The following is a 13,677-nucleotide window of genomic DNA, read 5'->3' as shown; positions in this document are numbered from 1 at the left end:
CTACTGGGATGAATTACTCCACCAAGAACCTGATGGAGATTCAATCCTCTACGATCTGTCGCTGATATTCAAGATGGGTTTACCGGACGCTTACGAACTTCATAAGGGTTTTTACGATCTACTATCGATGTTGCCTCAATAGAGGGAGCATTAGCCCCACAACCGATAGCGATGGATTCTAAAATCTGTGCATTAGCGCCTGAACAATTTCTTGTTGATATGGACAACCCATTGCCTGAGCCTCCTATAGGCGCTGCAGCCATTGCACTTCCCGCTATACCACCTAAGCTAATTAACACGGCCAGCTGGCTTAACCTAAAGCTTAAAGGCAGGTAATTTTCTGCCCATGCGCCAGTATGTTTTCCTGCTGAGTTGCTCTGCAAATAGCTTCTGGCTGCGCACCCAGTTTTTTGGCTGCCGCCAAGACCGCAAGAGGATGATTTTCCCTTTCCTCTTGCCAGCTCTGATACAGCTACGTAAGTTCCTTTCGATACACTCCAGATCGACTTATATATCTTGTTCATGATGGTCAACTCACAAATAAAATACCAAAATTCGCCCAATGCAAAATTTTTAAACGGCTAGAATCCTATAGCTGGCCATCAAAAAAAGTTTTGATCCAGATCAATTTTTTCAATTTTTAACGTGCGCGAACTGAAGGCTGTCTGATTTTCATCGCAGTGGGTGGCATTTGCCCTGGACAAGTAGGACTGTGCCGCGTAAAAAATACCGGACATGAACGCTATGCCTGATTACACCCGCGACGAGGCCTTACCCTGGGTTCAAAAGTGATTTAATTACAACCATAATTGATACATTTTGTTAATCTTTGCGAATCGAATTGACCTAAATTTGATTGTCTGCGCTATCAATTGATCGCATAATTTGCTCACAACCCATACAACAAAGGAAAGAGAAATGATCAAGCAATGTAGTGCAGAAGCATTTGGAACATTCTGGCTGGTCTTCGGAGGTTGCGGCAGCGCGGTACTTGCCGCAGGTTTCCCGGAATTGGGAATAGGATTTGCCGGTGTCGCGCTGGCATTCGGTTTGACGGTACTTACAATGGCCTACGCAGTAGGCCATATTTCTGGCGGCCACTTTAATCCGGCCGTTACGCTGGGCCTGTTCGCCGGTGGTCGCATCCCCTTCAGCACGGTAGTTCCTTATGTTATTTCTCAAGTGATAGGCGGCATTATTGCCGGCGGCGTGCTGTATCTGATCGCCAGCGGCAAAGCAGGATTTGACGTCTCTGCCAGCGGATTTGCCTCTAACGGCTATGGAGAGCATTCCCCTGGCGGCTACTCACTAACCGCTGCGATCATTGCCGAATTCGTACTAACGGCATTCTTTCTGATTATTATTCATGGCGTTACCGACAAGCGAGCACCAGCAGGATTCGCTCCACTTGCCATTGGCCTGGCGCTGACACTGATTCACCTGATCAGCATCCCCGTAACCAACACATCTGTTAACCCGGCTCGAAGCACTGGCGTTGCCATCTTCCAAGGGGATTGGGCGCTATCACAACTGTGGGTTTTCTGGATTGTGCCAATTGTTGGCGCAATAGCCGGCGGCCTGATCTACCGCAGTCTTCTGTCCAAGGATGAATAGTAAATACTAGCGGGGTGGTCCGCGCTATGCAAAACCTCCCAGGCTAGAACGTTAAGACCCGCTGCGGCGGGTCTTATTGGTTTTGGCAGCCGCGGCATAGCCCTGCTCCCGCTCATATTTGCAGCGCCGGTAATATCCAAACCTGGGTTGTTAATATCGATCGTTGCAAAGAACAATTTTTGCACGAGAACGATTGGCTATCGACACATTTTCGGAATGATCGCCAGCGCCTTCTCTGCTGTCGCGCCCCTGAAGTCCCCTAAAGCCTGGGCGAAATCCAGCAGCAATTGATCGGCTGCCTGCAATTGCGGATGGTCAAATGGCGCCTGAACCGTAAAAGACACGTCTGCAGCCAGTAACGCCCCGCCCGCCTGTTCATACCAAAGCGAGATTTCAACTTCAGCTGCCAATTGATCTGTAATGGGCACAGGCTTGGACACAAACACCGTCTCGGCAACCCGTGGCCCGCCGCGCAACGCCAATTGGGAGGCCCCCTGGCCCAGGTACTCCAAATTGACAATGTGGCTGCCGATGTCTGCCAGGCGAAGGGGCAAGGCGCCGTCAAATGAAAGTGATTTGGAAAAATTGCTGGCAGGCTTGCCGTCCTGTCCAATACTGTAATCATCTTCAATACCGACGGTCTTGCCACTGACTAATGCAATTGGCATAGTATCGACGGCAAGAATATCCGGATTGCGAATCTTCAAGGTGAGCCGCGGCTCCTTGTTTGATTTGGTCCGGGCCCGTAGCAGCATCGCATTTTTTGTCAAAACGCAGGAGTCTGTGTCAAGAAACTGCACCTGCGCCTGCTTCTTGCGCAGGGGTACTATTTTTTTTATGGGACCCAGACGGCTTCTTATCGCCTCATCCACTGCCGCCGCTTCGCGTGGGAGCCCATCTACGGCCAGTCCGACCTTGTATTCCCTGGAGTCCAGCGTTATATTTTGGGCGCTGGCTTCATATGAGAACAAAGATGCCAGTGCGACCAAGCAACCCAGAACAGAACGGTTCATTTGCCACTCCTTGTTTGCGATAGCGATCAATGTGCCCTGGCGAACCAGACCAGCGGGAAGCAAATATAGCCATTCAAGGACACATAGGCGACGCTACGCGATTGACCCTGCCGCTTCCCCACGATGCACCACCTGAGGAGCAAGGCGACAATGGCCCCCATCAGCAAGCGCTTACCAGAACCAGCCGCCACCCAGTCGCGCAGATTGGGCTCTGTTCAGCCTGGCCGCTTCGGCTTCAGCGTAGTCTTTTTCATCGGCGTCATAAGGCCCTTCATAAGAACAACCGCCACGATACCAGGCACACTCGCCGCCCAGAGAAGAACCCATACGACCGCCTCCTGAACAACCGGCAACAAGCGCGGCCAGGCACAGCATCAGGCTAAGTCGACAAAGACGGTTGATAGGCATTTGGCGCACTCCTGCTGAATAAAAAAAACCATTTTATAGCAGGCCTGGCCGGATTGGGTACACAAAACCACGAAAACGCGAAACGCGAAAACGGGTTGCGCCTATGAAAGGCGTTGTAGCACCGCCAGTAGCATTATGATGATCGCAATTTAATAACGAAAGCAGCAAGCTGGACTCTGGCAGCTCCTTATCCGTTATTGGCACACCGGCGTCGCAAGATCTTTGCGGATCGCCCTGATCAATTACTGCAGTGTTCTGGTCACATCCTGAACTGCAAAGCCATGGTTTGCAGCATACGCAAGCAACTCGTTAACAACACGCTGATCGGCCTGCTTTTCCCGGGAAAGAACCCACAAGAACTGGCGATTGGGCGTGCCCACCAATGAATATTTATAATCCCCATGAATTTTCATTATCCAGTAGTCGCCCCACACCATTGGAAGCCAAGACATCCACCTGGGTGCAAATCGCACCTGCAATTTCGAAAAATCAGGAGCCGTTGATTGAACAGCAAGGCGCCCTTCTGCCTGTGCTGTTTTCACGCTGCCATCTTTTTGTTTGCACTGGTTGAGCACTTTGATTGTATTACCCGGCTGTAACGTGTAATCCGCCTGCACATCGCTGGCGCAGTCTCGCTGAAAACTGTTGGGTAACCGTGCCTGTTCATACCACGTGCCCGTGTATTTATTAACGTCTATATTCGCTTGGGTCGGCAGTACCGGATCCGAGCTTGCACATCCAGCCAATGCAGTAACGACGGCAATATAGAAAATGATCTTCATGAACGCCCCTTCCTTATTATTAGTATCCAGAATAACCTTATTCGCCCCGCCTTAATCCGTCTCAGAGCAAACTGAGAAAAATGGAATGTCAGGCTGTGCACATGTCAGACTTGGCATTACTACCAGCAAAAGACCGATTGCCGGCTCATGCGCGTATCACTCCAAATTCATCGGAAAAAATCCACCATTGCGAATGGAATCGCGATACCGGATTAAAAACATTCGTATTGCATATACGGTCGCGAATTTGACACCCATGGCCGCGCAGCCATGCCAGTCATGACAACCGTAGCGCATTTGCTAAAAGGAAATATTGTAAATAATTGTATCAATTGACGGTTGCGATATGCGCCGATTTGGTGCAAAGGCGCCGGGCATTTCATTTGTATTAAGTAGTCAGCCTGGCTCACTACGATTTTTTGAAAAATCACGTCCCGAGGTAACCGAATATGTATTTTGTTAAATAAATGTTATATTCACAAAAGGAAAATCATGCAAGGGTTCGTTGCACCCAGATGCTTTGCCGTGAAACGCCCAAAAGGAGGCCAGGATGGACGATCTGACTCAACACAATACACATTACCTGAAAACATTAGAAAGCGACTTTCAACGTGAAGAAGCGGAGCTGCGCAGGTGGCTTGACACCAATGTCACAGACTTGGCCTCACGCAAATGGTATCTGGAGCGCCAACGCGAAGATCATGCCGCCCGGGGCAGAAAGTACCTTTGAAGGGTACACAAAGCCTGCAAAAACGAAGCAGCAGTTCTCGTACTTCGATAGCCAGAAGTGCTGCGTTCGTATTCACACTTGTGATGCTGTCCAATCTGGCCATGCCATCGGCGCTGGCCCGAAACTATCCGTGCTCGGGCTCCAAAGGCGGCATTTCCCATTGTCAGGGAAAAACGTTTATATGCAATGACGGATCTGTGAGCGGGTCAAAAAAGTATTGCTCGGCACCACAGGGAAACGGCAACACGTCCGCGGCACAACTATTTTCCAATAATCGCAATATGACACCCTCTGTCAAAAAAGACACAGGGTGTCGTTGTCGTAGCGGCAATTATTGCACAGGTCCCAGAGGCGGGCAGTTTTGCTACAGTGATTCCGGGCGCAAAAGCTATTTAAGAAAATAACCCGTGGCTACAGAGCGAGGCTCACCACCTGCCCTGCCAAACTACGGTAACGAAGCAGCATAGTCTGCAACCCGCTATAGCGCCTAGCCACAAGTCACACGGCTAATCTTCCCATCCTTACCCACATGTATATTCAAGCGTTGTGCACTATAGTCCATAGTAACGGCTGAGTCTGGATGAATGATACGGGTAGCCTTAGGTAAGGTAGATTTGTTCAGAGCCGTTTCCTGTGTTCCCACCAGGCTTTGACGGCTACTGGCACCACATTGATCTTCGGTCTGTGCCTGCCCGGGCGTTGGTGTCTGGCAGGCAGCGAGCACAACAAGCGGGATGGCGGCGATAAGTTGTTTCATAAAGGCTCCTTTGAATCGACCCCTATATTTATACACTAATTGGGTCTGCCACTTTGGCAAAATACATTATCAGGTATGTTTGCAACCGGGACGCCAAGCCAACCCTTGCTTGTCTCGGTCTGTGTTCCAGGCCTGTTCAAGGGATATCCAAGGTGTACTCAAGCGCCCAGAAATATTCCCACTCCAGATAATTGCAAGACGTCGAATATGGCGACACAGTGGCTAGCAATTGTTCTCGAGTCGGAAAGTTCTTGAGCACCCGATGAGTTGAACCGCCATCCAATGTGCGAATTTGATAGGTGTTGCCGGCGCTATCACTGTCCGCTATAGGCGTACTGCTACCGGGCACAAAACGATTATCAAGAAAAACAATCCTGGCGCCTGGTTCCAGCACTCGATGAAGGCCGGCGAGAAAGCCGGCAAGTTGTTCTTGTGGAATATGTGACCACCAAAACCCGGCAAAAGCGGCATCGAACGACCCATCCAAAACAGGCAGTTCGTATGCGTCCCCCTGCATCAGATGCACATTTTGCGCGCTGATACGCCCAGCTGCAATGCGCAGGGTTTCCTGTGCCGCATCCAGCGCCACGACCCGCTCAGCCAGTGGTGCATAAAACTGAGTCCAATAGCCGGTGCCACAAGCGATCTCCAGGACTGATCGGTCAACAAACAAGGGGGGCAGCCACATTTGCAATTTTTTAAGATCGGCCTGCCGTTCAGGCTTTGAATAGATTCTATCGTATTCGTTTGCGCGTGCTCCGTAATAGTCTTTCATCGCCTAACCTTTTCAAAAATCGCATGTGAAATAGGTTCGATTTTAATGCTGATTAATGATTTATCCGGCTGTTGCCACCACTGTGGCAACAATGCGTGTCCGAAATGAGGGTATCACCTATGCTAAAGGCGGCCGCCCGATCGCCGTCTATAGTGGCGCTCCCCCGGTTGAATCTCGAAGACAAATTGCGACAATGTTATAGCGTGCATATGTGTATACATTGATGCCCAGGTTTCGCATATAGACACCCGGGTTTCGTTATACATACCCCCTGGTAGCCCTGCATACTCGCAAACCTGATGCTACAATTTATGCGCGGACTTTTCTTTGGCATGCCCGAAAAAAAGCGCCGCACGTTCTCAGGGCGGGGTGTAATTCCCCACCGGCGGTAATGGCGTGCAAAGCGCTAAGCCCGCGAGCGCTTGCCTGTGCAGCAAATTGTTCACGCATGGGGCAAGGTCAGCAGATCTGGTGTGATTCCAGAGCCGACGGTCATAGTCCGGATAAAGAGAGAGCGGGATACCGCTGGCCGTGCCAGCGTGCCGTGCTTCGCACGTGTTACTACCGGTTTGCACTGCTACGCCGAACCATGATTTGGCACGCAAACCCAAGCTCTTGTAATGTGCGCGCCATGCGTCTCCTGTCTATCCATGCCCTGTTTTTATGTGTTCAAAAACAGGAGTTTTACCATGCTTACAAAAGTTGTCAATCAGCCCCTGCCGGTGCTCGCATCCCGTCGTATCGCCTTCATTGAAGCCGGTTGGCACGGCGATATCGTGGAGCAGGCAAGGCTGTCATTTCTGCAAGAAGTGTCAAGCCTTCGCCAGGATGCGTCCTGCGTCGATGTCATCAATGTTCCCGGCGCCTTTGAGATTCCCCTGCATGCCAAGTTGCTGGCCGAAAGCGGTCGCTACGCTGCAGTGGTCGCAGCCGGGCTGGTGGTCAATGGCGGCATCTATCGTCATGAGTTTGTGGCTCAGGCCGTTATTTCAGGACTGATGCAGGTTCAGCTGGAAACGCGCGTACCGGTATTGTCTTGCGTGCTCACACCACGTGAACTGTTTGAAAGCGAAGATCAGCATCGCTTTTTCTTCGAGCATTTCCAGATCAAGGGCAAGGAAGCTGCACAGGCGTGCATCGCAACCGTTGCCTCGCTGCACGACCTGACACGTACAGCGCATTCACAACAACAGTAAGGCACGGCGGCTTCCCCTTATCGTTGCGCAATGCAGTCCACTGCCCTGCCTTTGGACTGCATTGCTAGAAAAACTTTTGCAATCCCTCGTCTTGCAGCGCTTTCTGCACACCAGCGTCCTGCTCCATGCTTTTCATAAAGCGCGTCAGGTTGGGTAGATCATCAATTTTGAGACCTACGTTTTTAGTCCAGCGCGTCATGACATACAATAGCGGATCAGCTACAGAACGTGCGCCAGTGAGCCAGTCCTGGCCCGCCAGCTGCGCGTCCATTATTTCAAGTAGATTATGAACCTTCGTACGCGCATTGGCCTTGGTCATGTCAATCGCGGCCTCGTCACCCAGATACGATGTCGTACCAAATAACGGTTTGAAAGTCGGGTGGATATCCGAGGTCGCTATGCCCAAAGCATAATTAATCTGCGCGCGACTCTTGGTGCTGCCGTCGCCATTGAGTTTGGATTCTGGAAAGCTGTCCGCAAGGAAATTCAAAATGGCTACGTTCTGAGTGAGCACCCAGTCATCAATTTCGAGCACGGGCACCGCACCGGCTGGATTCAACTTTTTGAATGCCGGCTCTTTACGCTCAGCGCCAGAGTGATAAGCGATGTCATATGGCTCACCAATCCATTCCAAGACAATATGGCTAGCTAGCGAGCAGGCACCTGGGGATGCGTGTAATTTAAGCTTCATTGTAAATTATCCAAATATAAAATCGAAACAGAATGGGCATCTGGGAAAGGGCGTATCACTAAAATAGTTCGAGAGACAATAAGACGTGCAAGACAAAGGATAAAGTCACTCACTGGGGGCCACGCACATTTGTTGCTGCTCAGTCACCTCATCAATGCAGACTGCACTTCCAGTGGGATGCTACACCTCCGACCTTAATTAGAACAGAAAAACCCTTCTTGCATCAGGACGGTTTGTGCAAAAGATGTTGGCTATCGTTGTTTCGGATAGTCGGTAACAACATCGATTTATTACAGTTGTAAAGCGTATCTTACCCGGGTTATTCAGCAAGGCAAGAGTGCCCACCGCAACTGCAATGTCTTTTCTTTGACAGTTATCGTTTAAGGCGAAGTACAATGAATCATCAATCCAACCAGGAGGATTCGTTATGGACATCGCATATTCAAAGTTCGGCGGAGCAACTGAAATAATTAATGCTGATGAAGACTTGGACGACGCTGAGCCAATAACCTTAAAAAAAGAGCTGGTGTTCGCATTGAGGCTCCCTATGGCGGACACTAACGAAGATAACCTGACATTAGAGCAGAAACTCGATGCGATACTGAAAGGCGCAGACATTGATCCGGCATCGGTCAAATTAATCGGTTGATCTATTACTAAATGCAAAATGGGTATAGCTCTCCCTAAACCTTAAACTGAATGCAATAGAGAATGACTAGGCACACCGTAGAAATCACCGATGAAATTACCGAAGAAATGAGTGAGGTAATCGGGGCTGGCCTTAACGCCTACAACGATGAAATAGCAAAATACAATGACAGAAAATCGCTGGCCATTGTTGTCAGAGACAAGCAATCCGGTCAAGTGATTGGTGGCATGCTGGGCAGATCATCTTTGGGATTGTTATTCATAGAGCTGGTTTATCTACCAGAGGAATTACGAAATAGCGGACTCGGTTCCACGATACTGAAGCAGTTTGAACAGGAAGGACGCAAACGCGGTTGTTCTAGCGCCGTTCTATACACAATCCGCTTCCAGGCGCCGGGCTTTTATGAAAAACATGGGTGGGAGCGGTTTGGACAAATCCCGTGCAATCCCCCTGGAACCAGCAGGATATTTTTGACTAAGACGCTCTAAATGCTACGCTGCAAGTTGACGCGACGTAGGTAGGCTGCCCCGAACTAATCTACGGTCCCTCTTGGTGCTGCAGCAACGCGTCATCAAATAATAGCCATTGCTGCTTGCTCGACATCCAAATATGGCATGTCGGATCAAATTGATCGGCATTATCCAGGGTTCCGAGCGAAACACCAACGACGTTTCTGCTTTTGCGCTCTGAAAATAATGTAGATCCGCACTTAGTACAAAACCCGCGCCTTAATCCACTACCTGAAGCAAACCAACCGACGGGACCGATTACTTTCAAGCTATCCAATGGAATCATCACTCGGGGAAAAAATGCAGATCCCGTCGCCTTCTGGCATTGATTGCAATGGCACACTCTAATATTCAAAGGCTCTGCCCCGCTTTCATATTGGCATTCCCCGCATAAGCAGCTTCCAGTAATTTCAGACATTTTTTCACCCCACCCTTATGAAATTCGAATCGATTACTCGGTCAGTATCCCAGCAGATCTATTTTCTTTGTGATTCTTAATTCATCGACTTGCAAATCCTCTCGCCGTATTCAGATGTGTTATTCGTCTCTAAACCCCTTCGCTAAATTTCGGTAGGCCATCGGTAATATCGTGCCATGGTGCTTTGTCACTAACATACACGTGCAACTCAGGTTTGATACCTGGGTCAGAATCCAGGCCACCCAGCGGCAATCCATAGCAAGACTTATCGTCATCGAATTTGCTGAGTATGGGAGAGCCACAGTTGCCGCAAAACCCGCGATGCGTTCCTGGTGAAGATTCGTAAAATTTCATTAATTTTTCGCCTTGCAAAAATTCAAAATCTCGTGCCCAAACCCTTGCCCGACTTCGAAAAGCAGCACCATGTGCCTTACGGCACATAGAACAATGGCAGTTCAACGCCCCGGTTAACGGTCCGTTTATTTGATATCGAATACCTTTACAGAGGCAACTTCCCTGAAGCTTGGCCATTTTTCACTCCTGTCAGTTGATCAATAATAACAGGCGAAGCTGAACCAGTTTTGATCTGCTCTGCCATGTCGTGTTTGATGCGCCCGCGCTAAACCCGCACCCAGCGCCATCAGTCAGTCGGCAACCGCCGTGCGATCACCTACCGTCAGACATTCAACATGCGCCATTGCGCAAGCGCGTTGGATCGGCTGTCCCCGTTAGTGTTGATGTATGATTTATGGTGAGAGGCTTGTAAACAAGCCCTTGCCTAAGCCAACTATAGGAGACGAGCTATGCCCAAATTTGTAACTATCGGATATGGGGATCGGGAAGGCTACGATCGCACCGCAGTCGACATCCGAAACGCTGCCCATGCGCACGACGCAAAATTACAGCAAGCCGGCGTATTGATGGGTATTGCGGGCCGCCCTGTGCAGGTGCGCAATGCCGACGCGGCCCAAGTTATAACGACGAACGAACCATTCATGAGATCATCCCTGCCGGTGGCCGGCTTCGCCATCATAGAGGCCAAAGACATGGCCGAGGCCATCGAGATGGTGTCACGAACCCCCTGCGCTGTCGCGCACGGTGTCGTTGAGGTGTGGCCGCTGGAACAGCCGTGGTAACCCAAGGTCAAGGAATGACAGGAGGCGGTCAGACGCGATTGCGTGCGCTAGGAGCCCGTATCAGGTAAGTGAGGCGTTACCATTTGCTTTAACTGCGGGTCGCATATAAAATCTCGCATCTTTACCCTTCCCCACCTGATGTAAAAGCAATGAGTGCATTTTGTGTATTCGGCATGACAGATGTCATTGCCAGACAATCGGCAAGCAAGAAATCCCCTCCTCCCGAATGGAATGCTTCTACGGAGGCTTTCTACGACGACTACGAAGAACACATATACAAGACAGGGGCCCATCGACAGGTATCGCTCACCTTCGATGCCCCGCAATTTTGCCAGGACTGGATTGATCTTGCCAAAAAGCATATGCGCACGCGTGGTCTTAAAATCATGTATCGTGGCCAGGTGACCGACAAACATGGCATGCCCAGAATCAATAAAAAAACCAATGAACCGGTTATGGGCTGGGTGCCTTATGACGGGGGCTGGGAAACGCGACCAAACACCGGCGCGTTTCTATAACCTGGCGACTATTTACCTTCGCCAGGGAAACGCATTCATTTTCATGCCATTGCTTTAGTTAACGGCACGACAAAATCATGTTTTGTCTGCTCTGCGATCGATCATCGTTAGCCTGCATAACGGCCCTGACTCTGCTGCCGATGCCAAGTAAAATGAAAGAATGCAGAGCCATATCTGCCGACATTACCGCCTGATAGTTTACTCGCTAACATCGGAGTTAGTAAGGTCAAAAACTCATCTAAATCATCCAATTACTGCGCCCACTGCTCTAATATCCTGCCTAACGTAATGTTCTCTGTATGTTCTGCCATTTGATTTTCCATTGAGCTAAATCGAGGTGCGACCATTGGTACATACGCTCCCTTGCATTGCTCAAAAATACTTCTGGCTGCGTTGTGCGGGTGTTCTGGTGCTTCCTTCATCGACAGCACTGGAGATACGCAAGCATCCGTACCGGCAAAGCAGCTTTCCCAATCCTGCCGTGTACGACTCATAATACGGTCGGCGAAAATGCGGCGCAGCACCGGCCAGTTTTCACGACACTTTCGATCAGGCAACTCGCTGGCAGATAGCCCAAGACCATTGAGCAACTCCTGATAAAATTGCGGCTCAATAGCACCCAGAGCAATGTATTTTCCATCAAGTGTCTCGTAAACATCATACCAAGGAGCTCCCCCATCAAGAACGTTTGACTCTCTCTGGTCTCGCCATTCGCCAGACGCCAATCGTTCGTACTGCAGTGCCATGAGAAGCGCAGCGCCATCTACCATCGCAGCATCCACCACTTGTCCTTCTCCACCTGCTCGTACTTTTGCGAATGCTGCCAGCACACCAATGAGCAAAAAGGTAGCACCACCGCCATAATCGCCGATCAAATTCAGCGGCGGCACCGGCTTTTCTCGTCCAATTGCATGTAACGCGCCCGTCAGCGCAATATAATTGATATCGTGGCCAGCGGTCTGGGCCAAGGGGCCGGACTGACCCCATCCTGTCATCCGCCCATAGACCAATTTTGGATTTAGCTGGAAACATACTGACGGACCGAGCCCGAGTCTTTCCATAACCTTAGGACGCATGCCTTCGAGCAGAATGTCCGCTCGTTGAATTACCTGCTTCGCATCATTTACTCCACACTCAGTTTTTAAATCCACTTGCAGGACCCGTCGGCCTCTCAACATGGCCGTGTCGTGTTTGGTACCCTCCTTCACAATTCGGACGACATCGGCACCCATATCTGCCAGTACCATTGCCGCCCAGGGTACTGGTCCTATCGCTGAAAATTCCACTATTCGAACGCCCGCCAGTACAGATTTTTTCGTCATAAGTAGATTTGCAAAAAATTTAGGCGATTACCACTCGTATTGACCCGGCATCGCTGACTGTATTGTGAATAAAAGGAACATAGATTTTTTTAAGCATCCAACAGCCAACAATGCCATTTGGGTAGGGAAACGTCGTTCCAGAATACCGATTCCCCCCCAGATACTAATAATTTAACTTTCACCCAAACTACCGAATTTTCAACGATTCTAGCGCATAGAGAAAACAACAATAAATCTTCTACCAGCCTAATTTAGCCATATAGCAAACGACGCGTTATGAAAAGCTGGCTAATATCTTTCCATTAGTCTCTTAACCACAAGCTAATTCCATCGAAATATTTCGTGCCGTCGCAACGATCGCAGGAATAATGATACTTTCCATGTTTTCGGAGATGCGGCTTTTGGGCCCTGATACGCCAATGGCTGCAACTGCTGCTCCGGTTGCATCAAAGATCGGCGCAGCTACACCCCATGCGCCTTCTCGCCACTCTCCGGGGTTGAGCGCATAACCCCTCACCCTTATCTCCTGCAATTTTTTTTCGAATACAACTGGATCAATTGAATCCCGGCCCGGATAGTTGTGGACCGAGTCTAGACTTGCTTGAACTACAGCAGCATCGGAATATGCTAGCAACGCCTTGCCTGTCGCCATACAAAATGCAGGGGCTCGCTGACCGACAGGCGCGTAGATATGAACAGCTTCGGGGCTATCCAGTTTATCGATGTAAATCACCTCTATGCCATCAAGCACGGACAAAACAATAGTTTCCCGAGTTGTTTCCAGAAGCGAAGTCATAAATGGCGGCGCCACAGTTCTCACATTCAATCCCATCAGGACAGAATGCCCAACTGCCCAGATCTTGAGCGAGGCGCGATAAGTCCTGCTTGCATCATCCTTCAATGCATACCCCTCTTCCACGAGAGCTTGCAGTATGCGATGAGCGTTACTTTTTCCGATTGAGATTTTATTCGCTATTTCCGTTATGCCCATAGGATGCGGGCTAGCAGCAAGAATCTCAATCAATCGCAAACCTGTGTTGAGCGTATTGTTCATGCGAGCTCCATGGAAAAGCTAACGACGCGCAGACATTGACCTACCAATATGCGCGTGATAGACTTTAAATTATAGGATATGCTTTCCATTATATAGAACAATTTT

Annotated in this window: 18 protein-coding genes and 1 riboswitch; of the genes, 7 read left to right on the top strand and 11 right to left on the bottom strand. The window is 49.8% G+C overall.

Annotated features, from left to right (window positions below):
• Window positions 1-68: 68 nt before the first annotated feature.
• Complete coding sequence (locus EV681_RS20475) at window positions 69-524, bottom strand: ESPR domain-containing protein (protein WP_130305065.1); 456 nt, start codon at window positions 522-524, stop codon at window positions 69-71.
• A gap of 394 nt (window positions 525-918) precedes the next feature.
• Between EV681_RS20475 and aqpZ the strand changes: the two genes are divergently transcribed.
• Window positions 919-1,614: an aquaporin Z gene (gene aqpZ, locus EV681_RS20470; protein ID WP_130305063.1), complete on the top strand. Its 696-nt coding sequence runs from the start codon at window positions 919-921 to the stop codon at window positions 1,612-1,614.
• A gap of 197 nt (window positions 1,615-1,811) precedes the next feature.
• Here the strand turns inward: aqpZ and EV681_RS20465 are convergent, their stop codons facing one another.
• The 3 genes from EV681_RS20465 to EV681_RS20455 all read right to left on the bottom strand — a co-directional run bounded on the left by EV681_RS20465 (window position 1,812) and on the right by EV681_RS20455 (window position 3,817).
• Window positions 1,812-2,627, bottom strand: coding sequence for a hypothetical protein (locus EV681_RS20465; RefSeq protein ID WP_130305061.1), 816 nt, complete (start codon window positions 2,625-2,627; stop codon window positions 1,812-1,814).
• A 171-nt stretch (window positions 2,628-2,798) separates the two neighbouring features.
• The gene (locus EV681_RS20460; protein ID WP_128396339.1) at window positions 2,799-3,035 is read right to left on the bottom strand and encodes a hypothetical protein; all 237 of its coding nucleotides are present in this window, start codon (window positions 3,033-3,035) and stop codon (window positions 2,799-2,801) included.
• A gap of 242 nt (window positions 3,036-3,277) precedes the next feature.
• Window positions 3,278-3,817: a lipocalin family protein gene (locus EV681_RS20455; protein ID WP_130305059.1), complete on the bottom strand. Its 540-nt coding sequence runs from the start codon at window positions 3,815-3,817 to the stop codon at window positions 3,278-3,280.
• Between the two features lie 550 nt (window positions 3,818-4,367).
• On the opposite strand from EV681_RS20455, the gene EV681_RS20450 reads away from it, so the two are divergent.
• Window positions 4,368-4,547, top strand: a complete 180-nt coding sequence (locus EV681_RS20450; RefSeq protein WP_128396337.1) for a hypothetical protein — start codon at window positions 4,368-4,370, stop codon at window positions 4,545-4,547.
• Between the two features lie 487 nt (window positions 4,548-5,034).
• Here EV681_RS20450 and EV681_RS20440 read toward each other — a convergent pair whose 3' ends face one another.
• Window positions 5,035-5,304, bottom strand: a complete 270-nt coding sequence (locus EV681_RS20440) for an I78 family peptidase inhibitor (protein WP_130305057.1) — start codon at window positions 5,302-5,304, stop codon at window positions 5,035-5,037.
• Window positions 5,305-5,440: 136 nt separating this feature from the next.
• The gene (locus tag EV681_RS20435; protein WP_130305055.1) at window positions 5,441-6,079 is read right to left on the bottom strand and encodes a class I SAM-dependent methyltransferase; all 639 of its coding nucleotides are present in this window, start codon (window positions 6,077-6,079) and stop codon (window positions 5,441-5,443) included.
• A 351-nt stretch (window positions 6,080-6,430) separates the two neighbouring features.
• Window positions 6,431-6,599, top strand: a riboswitch (FMN riboswitch).
• Between the two features lie 169 nt (window positions 6,600-6,768).
• On the opposite strand from EV681_RS20435, the gene EV681_RS20430 reads away from it, so the two are divergent.
• The gene (locus tag EV681_RS20430) at window positions 6,769-7,275 is read left to right on the top strand and encodes a 6,7-dimethyl-8-ribityllumazine synthase (RefSeq protein WP_130305053.1); all 507 of its coding nucleotides are present in this window, start codon (window positions 6,769-6,771) and stop codon (window positions 7,273-7,275) included.
• Window positions 7,276-7,339: 64 nt separating this feature from the next.
• On the opposite strand, the gene EV681_RS20425 is transcribed toward EV681_RS20430, so the two are convergent.
• Window positions 7,340-7,966, bottom strand: coding sequence for a glutathione S-transferase family protein (locus EV681_RS20425; protein WP_130305051.1), 627 nt, complete (start codon window positions 7,964-7,966; stop codon window positions 7,340-7,342).
• 427 nt (window positions 7,967-8,393) lie between these two features.
• Between EV681_RS20425 and EV681_RS20420 the strand changes: the two genes are divergently transcribed.
• Window positions 8,394-8,615 (top strand): hypothetical protein, encoded by a 222-nt coding sequence (locus EV681_RS20420; RefSeq protein ID WP_128396332.1) that lies wholly within the window; start codon window positions 8,394-8,396, stop codon window positions 8,613-8,615.
• A 62-nt stretch (window positions 8,616-8,677) separates the two neighbouring features.
• Window positions 8,678-9,103, top strand: a complete 426-nt coding sequence (locus EV681_RS20415; protein WP_130305043.1) for a GNAT family N-acetyltransferase — start codon at window positions 8,678-8,680, stop codon at window positions 9,101-9,103.
• A 49-nt stretch (window positions 9,104-9,152) separates the two neighbouring features.
• Here EV681_RS20415 and EV681_RS20410 read toward each other — a convergent pair whose 3' ends face one another.
• Entirely contained in the window at window positions 9,153-9,542 is a 390-nt protein-coding gene (locus EV681_RS20410; protein ID WP_130305041.1) for a GFA family protein, read from the bottom strand.
• Window positions 9,543-9,671: 129 nt separating this feature from the next.
• Window positions 9,672-10,073: a GFA family protein gene (locus tag EV681_RS20405; RefSeq protein WP_130305039.1), complete on the bottom strand. Its 402-nt coding sequence runs from the start codon at window positions 10,071-10,073 to the stop codon at window positions 9,672-9,674.
• 272 nt (window positions 10,074-10,345) lie between these two features.
• Between EV681_RS20405 and EV681_RS20400 the strand changes: the two genes are divergently transcribed.
• Both EV681_RS20400 and EV681_RS20395 read left to right on the top strand, forming a co-directional pair.
• A complete protein-coding gene (locus EV681_RS20400; RefSeq protein ID WP_130305037.1) occupies window positions 10,346-10,678 on the top strand; it encodes a YciI family protein in 333 nt (110 codons plus the stop codon).
• Window positions 10,679-10,827: 149 nt separating this feature from the next.
• Window positions 10,828-11,196 carry a hypothetical protein gene (locus EV681_RS20395; protein ID WP_130305036.1) on the top strand — a complete coding sequence of 123 codons (369 nt, stop codon included), beginning with the start codon at window positions 10,828-10,830 and terminating at the stop codon, window positions 11,194-11,196.
• Window positions 11,197-11,447: 251 nt separating this feature from the next.
• Here EV681_RS20395 and EV681_RS20390 read toward each other — a convergent pair whose 3' ends face one another.
• Both EV681_RS20390 and EV681_RS20385 read right to left on the bottom strand, forming a co-directional pair.
• On the bottom strand, window positions 11,448-12,518 hold the full coding sequence (locus EV681_RS20390) for a CaiB/BaiF CoA transferase family protein (RefSeq protein ID WP_130305034.1): 1,071 nt from the start codon (window positions 12,516-12,518) through the stop codon (window positions 11,448-11,450).
• Window positions 12,519-12,828: 310 nt separating this feature from the next.
• Window positions 12,829-13,572 (bottom strand): IclR family transcriptional regulator, encoded by a 744-nt coding sequence (locus EV681_RS20385; protein WP_130305032.1) that lies wholly within the window; start codon window positions 13,570-13,572, stop codon window positions 12,829-12,831.
• Between the last annotated feature and the right edge of the window lie 105 nt (window positions 13,573-13,677).

This window comes from Advenella incenata (genome assembly GCF_004217095.1).
Taxonomy (GTDB): domain Bacteria; phylum Pseudomonadota; class Gammaproteobacteria; order Burkholderiales; family Burkholderiaceae_B; genus Advenella; species Advenella incenata.
This window is presented reverse-complemented; position numbering and strand designations above follow the sequence as displayed.

Coding starts and splice junctions, on each gene's coding strand:
- EV681_RS20415 (WP_130305043.1), top strand. CDS start 8,678: ATGACTAGGCACACCGTAGAAATCACCGATGAAATTACCGAAGAAATG.
- EV681_RS20455 (WP_130305059.1), bottom strand. CDS start 3,817: ATGAAGATCATTTTCTATATTGCCGTCGTTACTGCATTGGCTGGATGT.
- aqpZ (WP_130305063.1), top strand. CDS start 919: ATGATCAAGCAATGTAGTGCAGAAGCATTTGGAACATTCTGGCTGGTC.
- EV681_RS20435 (WP_130305055.1), bottom strand. CDS start 6,079: ATGAAAGACTATTACGGAGCACGCGCAAACGAATACGATAGAATCTAT.
- EV681_RS20465 (WP_130305061.1), bottom strand. CDS start 2,627: ATGAACCGTTCTGTTCTGGGTTGCTTGGTCGCACTGGCATCTTTGTTC.
- EV681_RS20440 (WP_130305057.1), bottom strand. CDS start 5,304: ATGAAACAACTTATCGCCGCCATCCCGCTTGTTGTGCTCGCTGCCTGC.
- EV681_RS20420 (WP_128396332.1), top strand. CDS start 8,394: ATGGACATCGCATATTCAAAGTTCGGCGGAGCAACTGAAATAATTAAT.
- EV681_RS20425 (WP_130305051.1), bottom strand. CDS start 7,966: ATGAAGCTTAAATTACACGCATCCCCAGGTGCCTGCTCGCTAGCTAGC.
- EV681_RS20385 (WP_130305032.1), bottom strand. CDS start 13,572: ATGAACAATACGCTCAACACAGGTTTGCGATTGATTGAGATTCTTGCT.
- EV681_RS20450 (WP_128396337.1), top strand. CDS start 4,368: ATGGACGATCTGACTCAACACAATACACATTACCTGAAAACATTAGAA.
- EV681_RS20405 (WP_130305039.1), bottom strand. CDS start 10,073: ATGGCCAAGCTTCAGGGAAGTTGCCTCTGTAAAGGTATTCGATATCAA.
- EV681_RS20430 (WP_130305053.1), top strand. CDS start 6,769: ATGCTTACAAAAGTTGTCAATCAGCCCCTGCCGGTGCTCGCATCCCGT.
- EV681_RS20475 (WP_130305065.1), bottom strand. CDS start 524: ATGAACAAGATATATAAGTCGATCTGGAGTGTATCGAAAGGAACTTAC.
- EV681_RS20410 (WP_130305041.1), bottom strand. CDS start 9,542: ATGTCTGAAATTACTGGAAGCTGCTTATGCGGGGAATGCCAATATGAA.
- EV681_RS20395 (WP_130305036.1), top strand. CDS start 10,828: ATGAGTGCATTTTGTGTATTCGGCATGACAGATGTCATTGCCAGACAA.
- EV681_RS20400 (WP_130305037.1), top strand. CDS start 10,346: ATGCCCAAATTTGTAACTATCGGATATGGGGATCGGGAAGGCTACGAT.
- EV681_RS20390 (WP_130305034.1), bottom strand. CDS start 12,518: ATGACGAAAAAATCTGTACTGGCGGGCGTTCGAATAGTGGAATTTTCA.
- EV681_RS20460 (WP_128396339.1), bottom strand. CDS start 3,035: ATGCCTATCAACCGTCTTTGTCGACTTAGCCTGATGCTGTGCCTGGCC.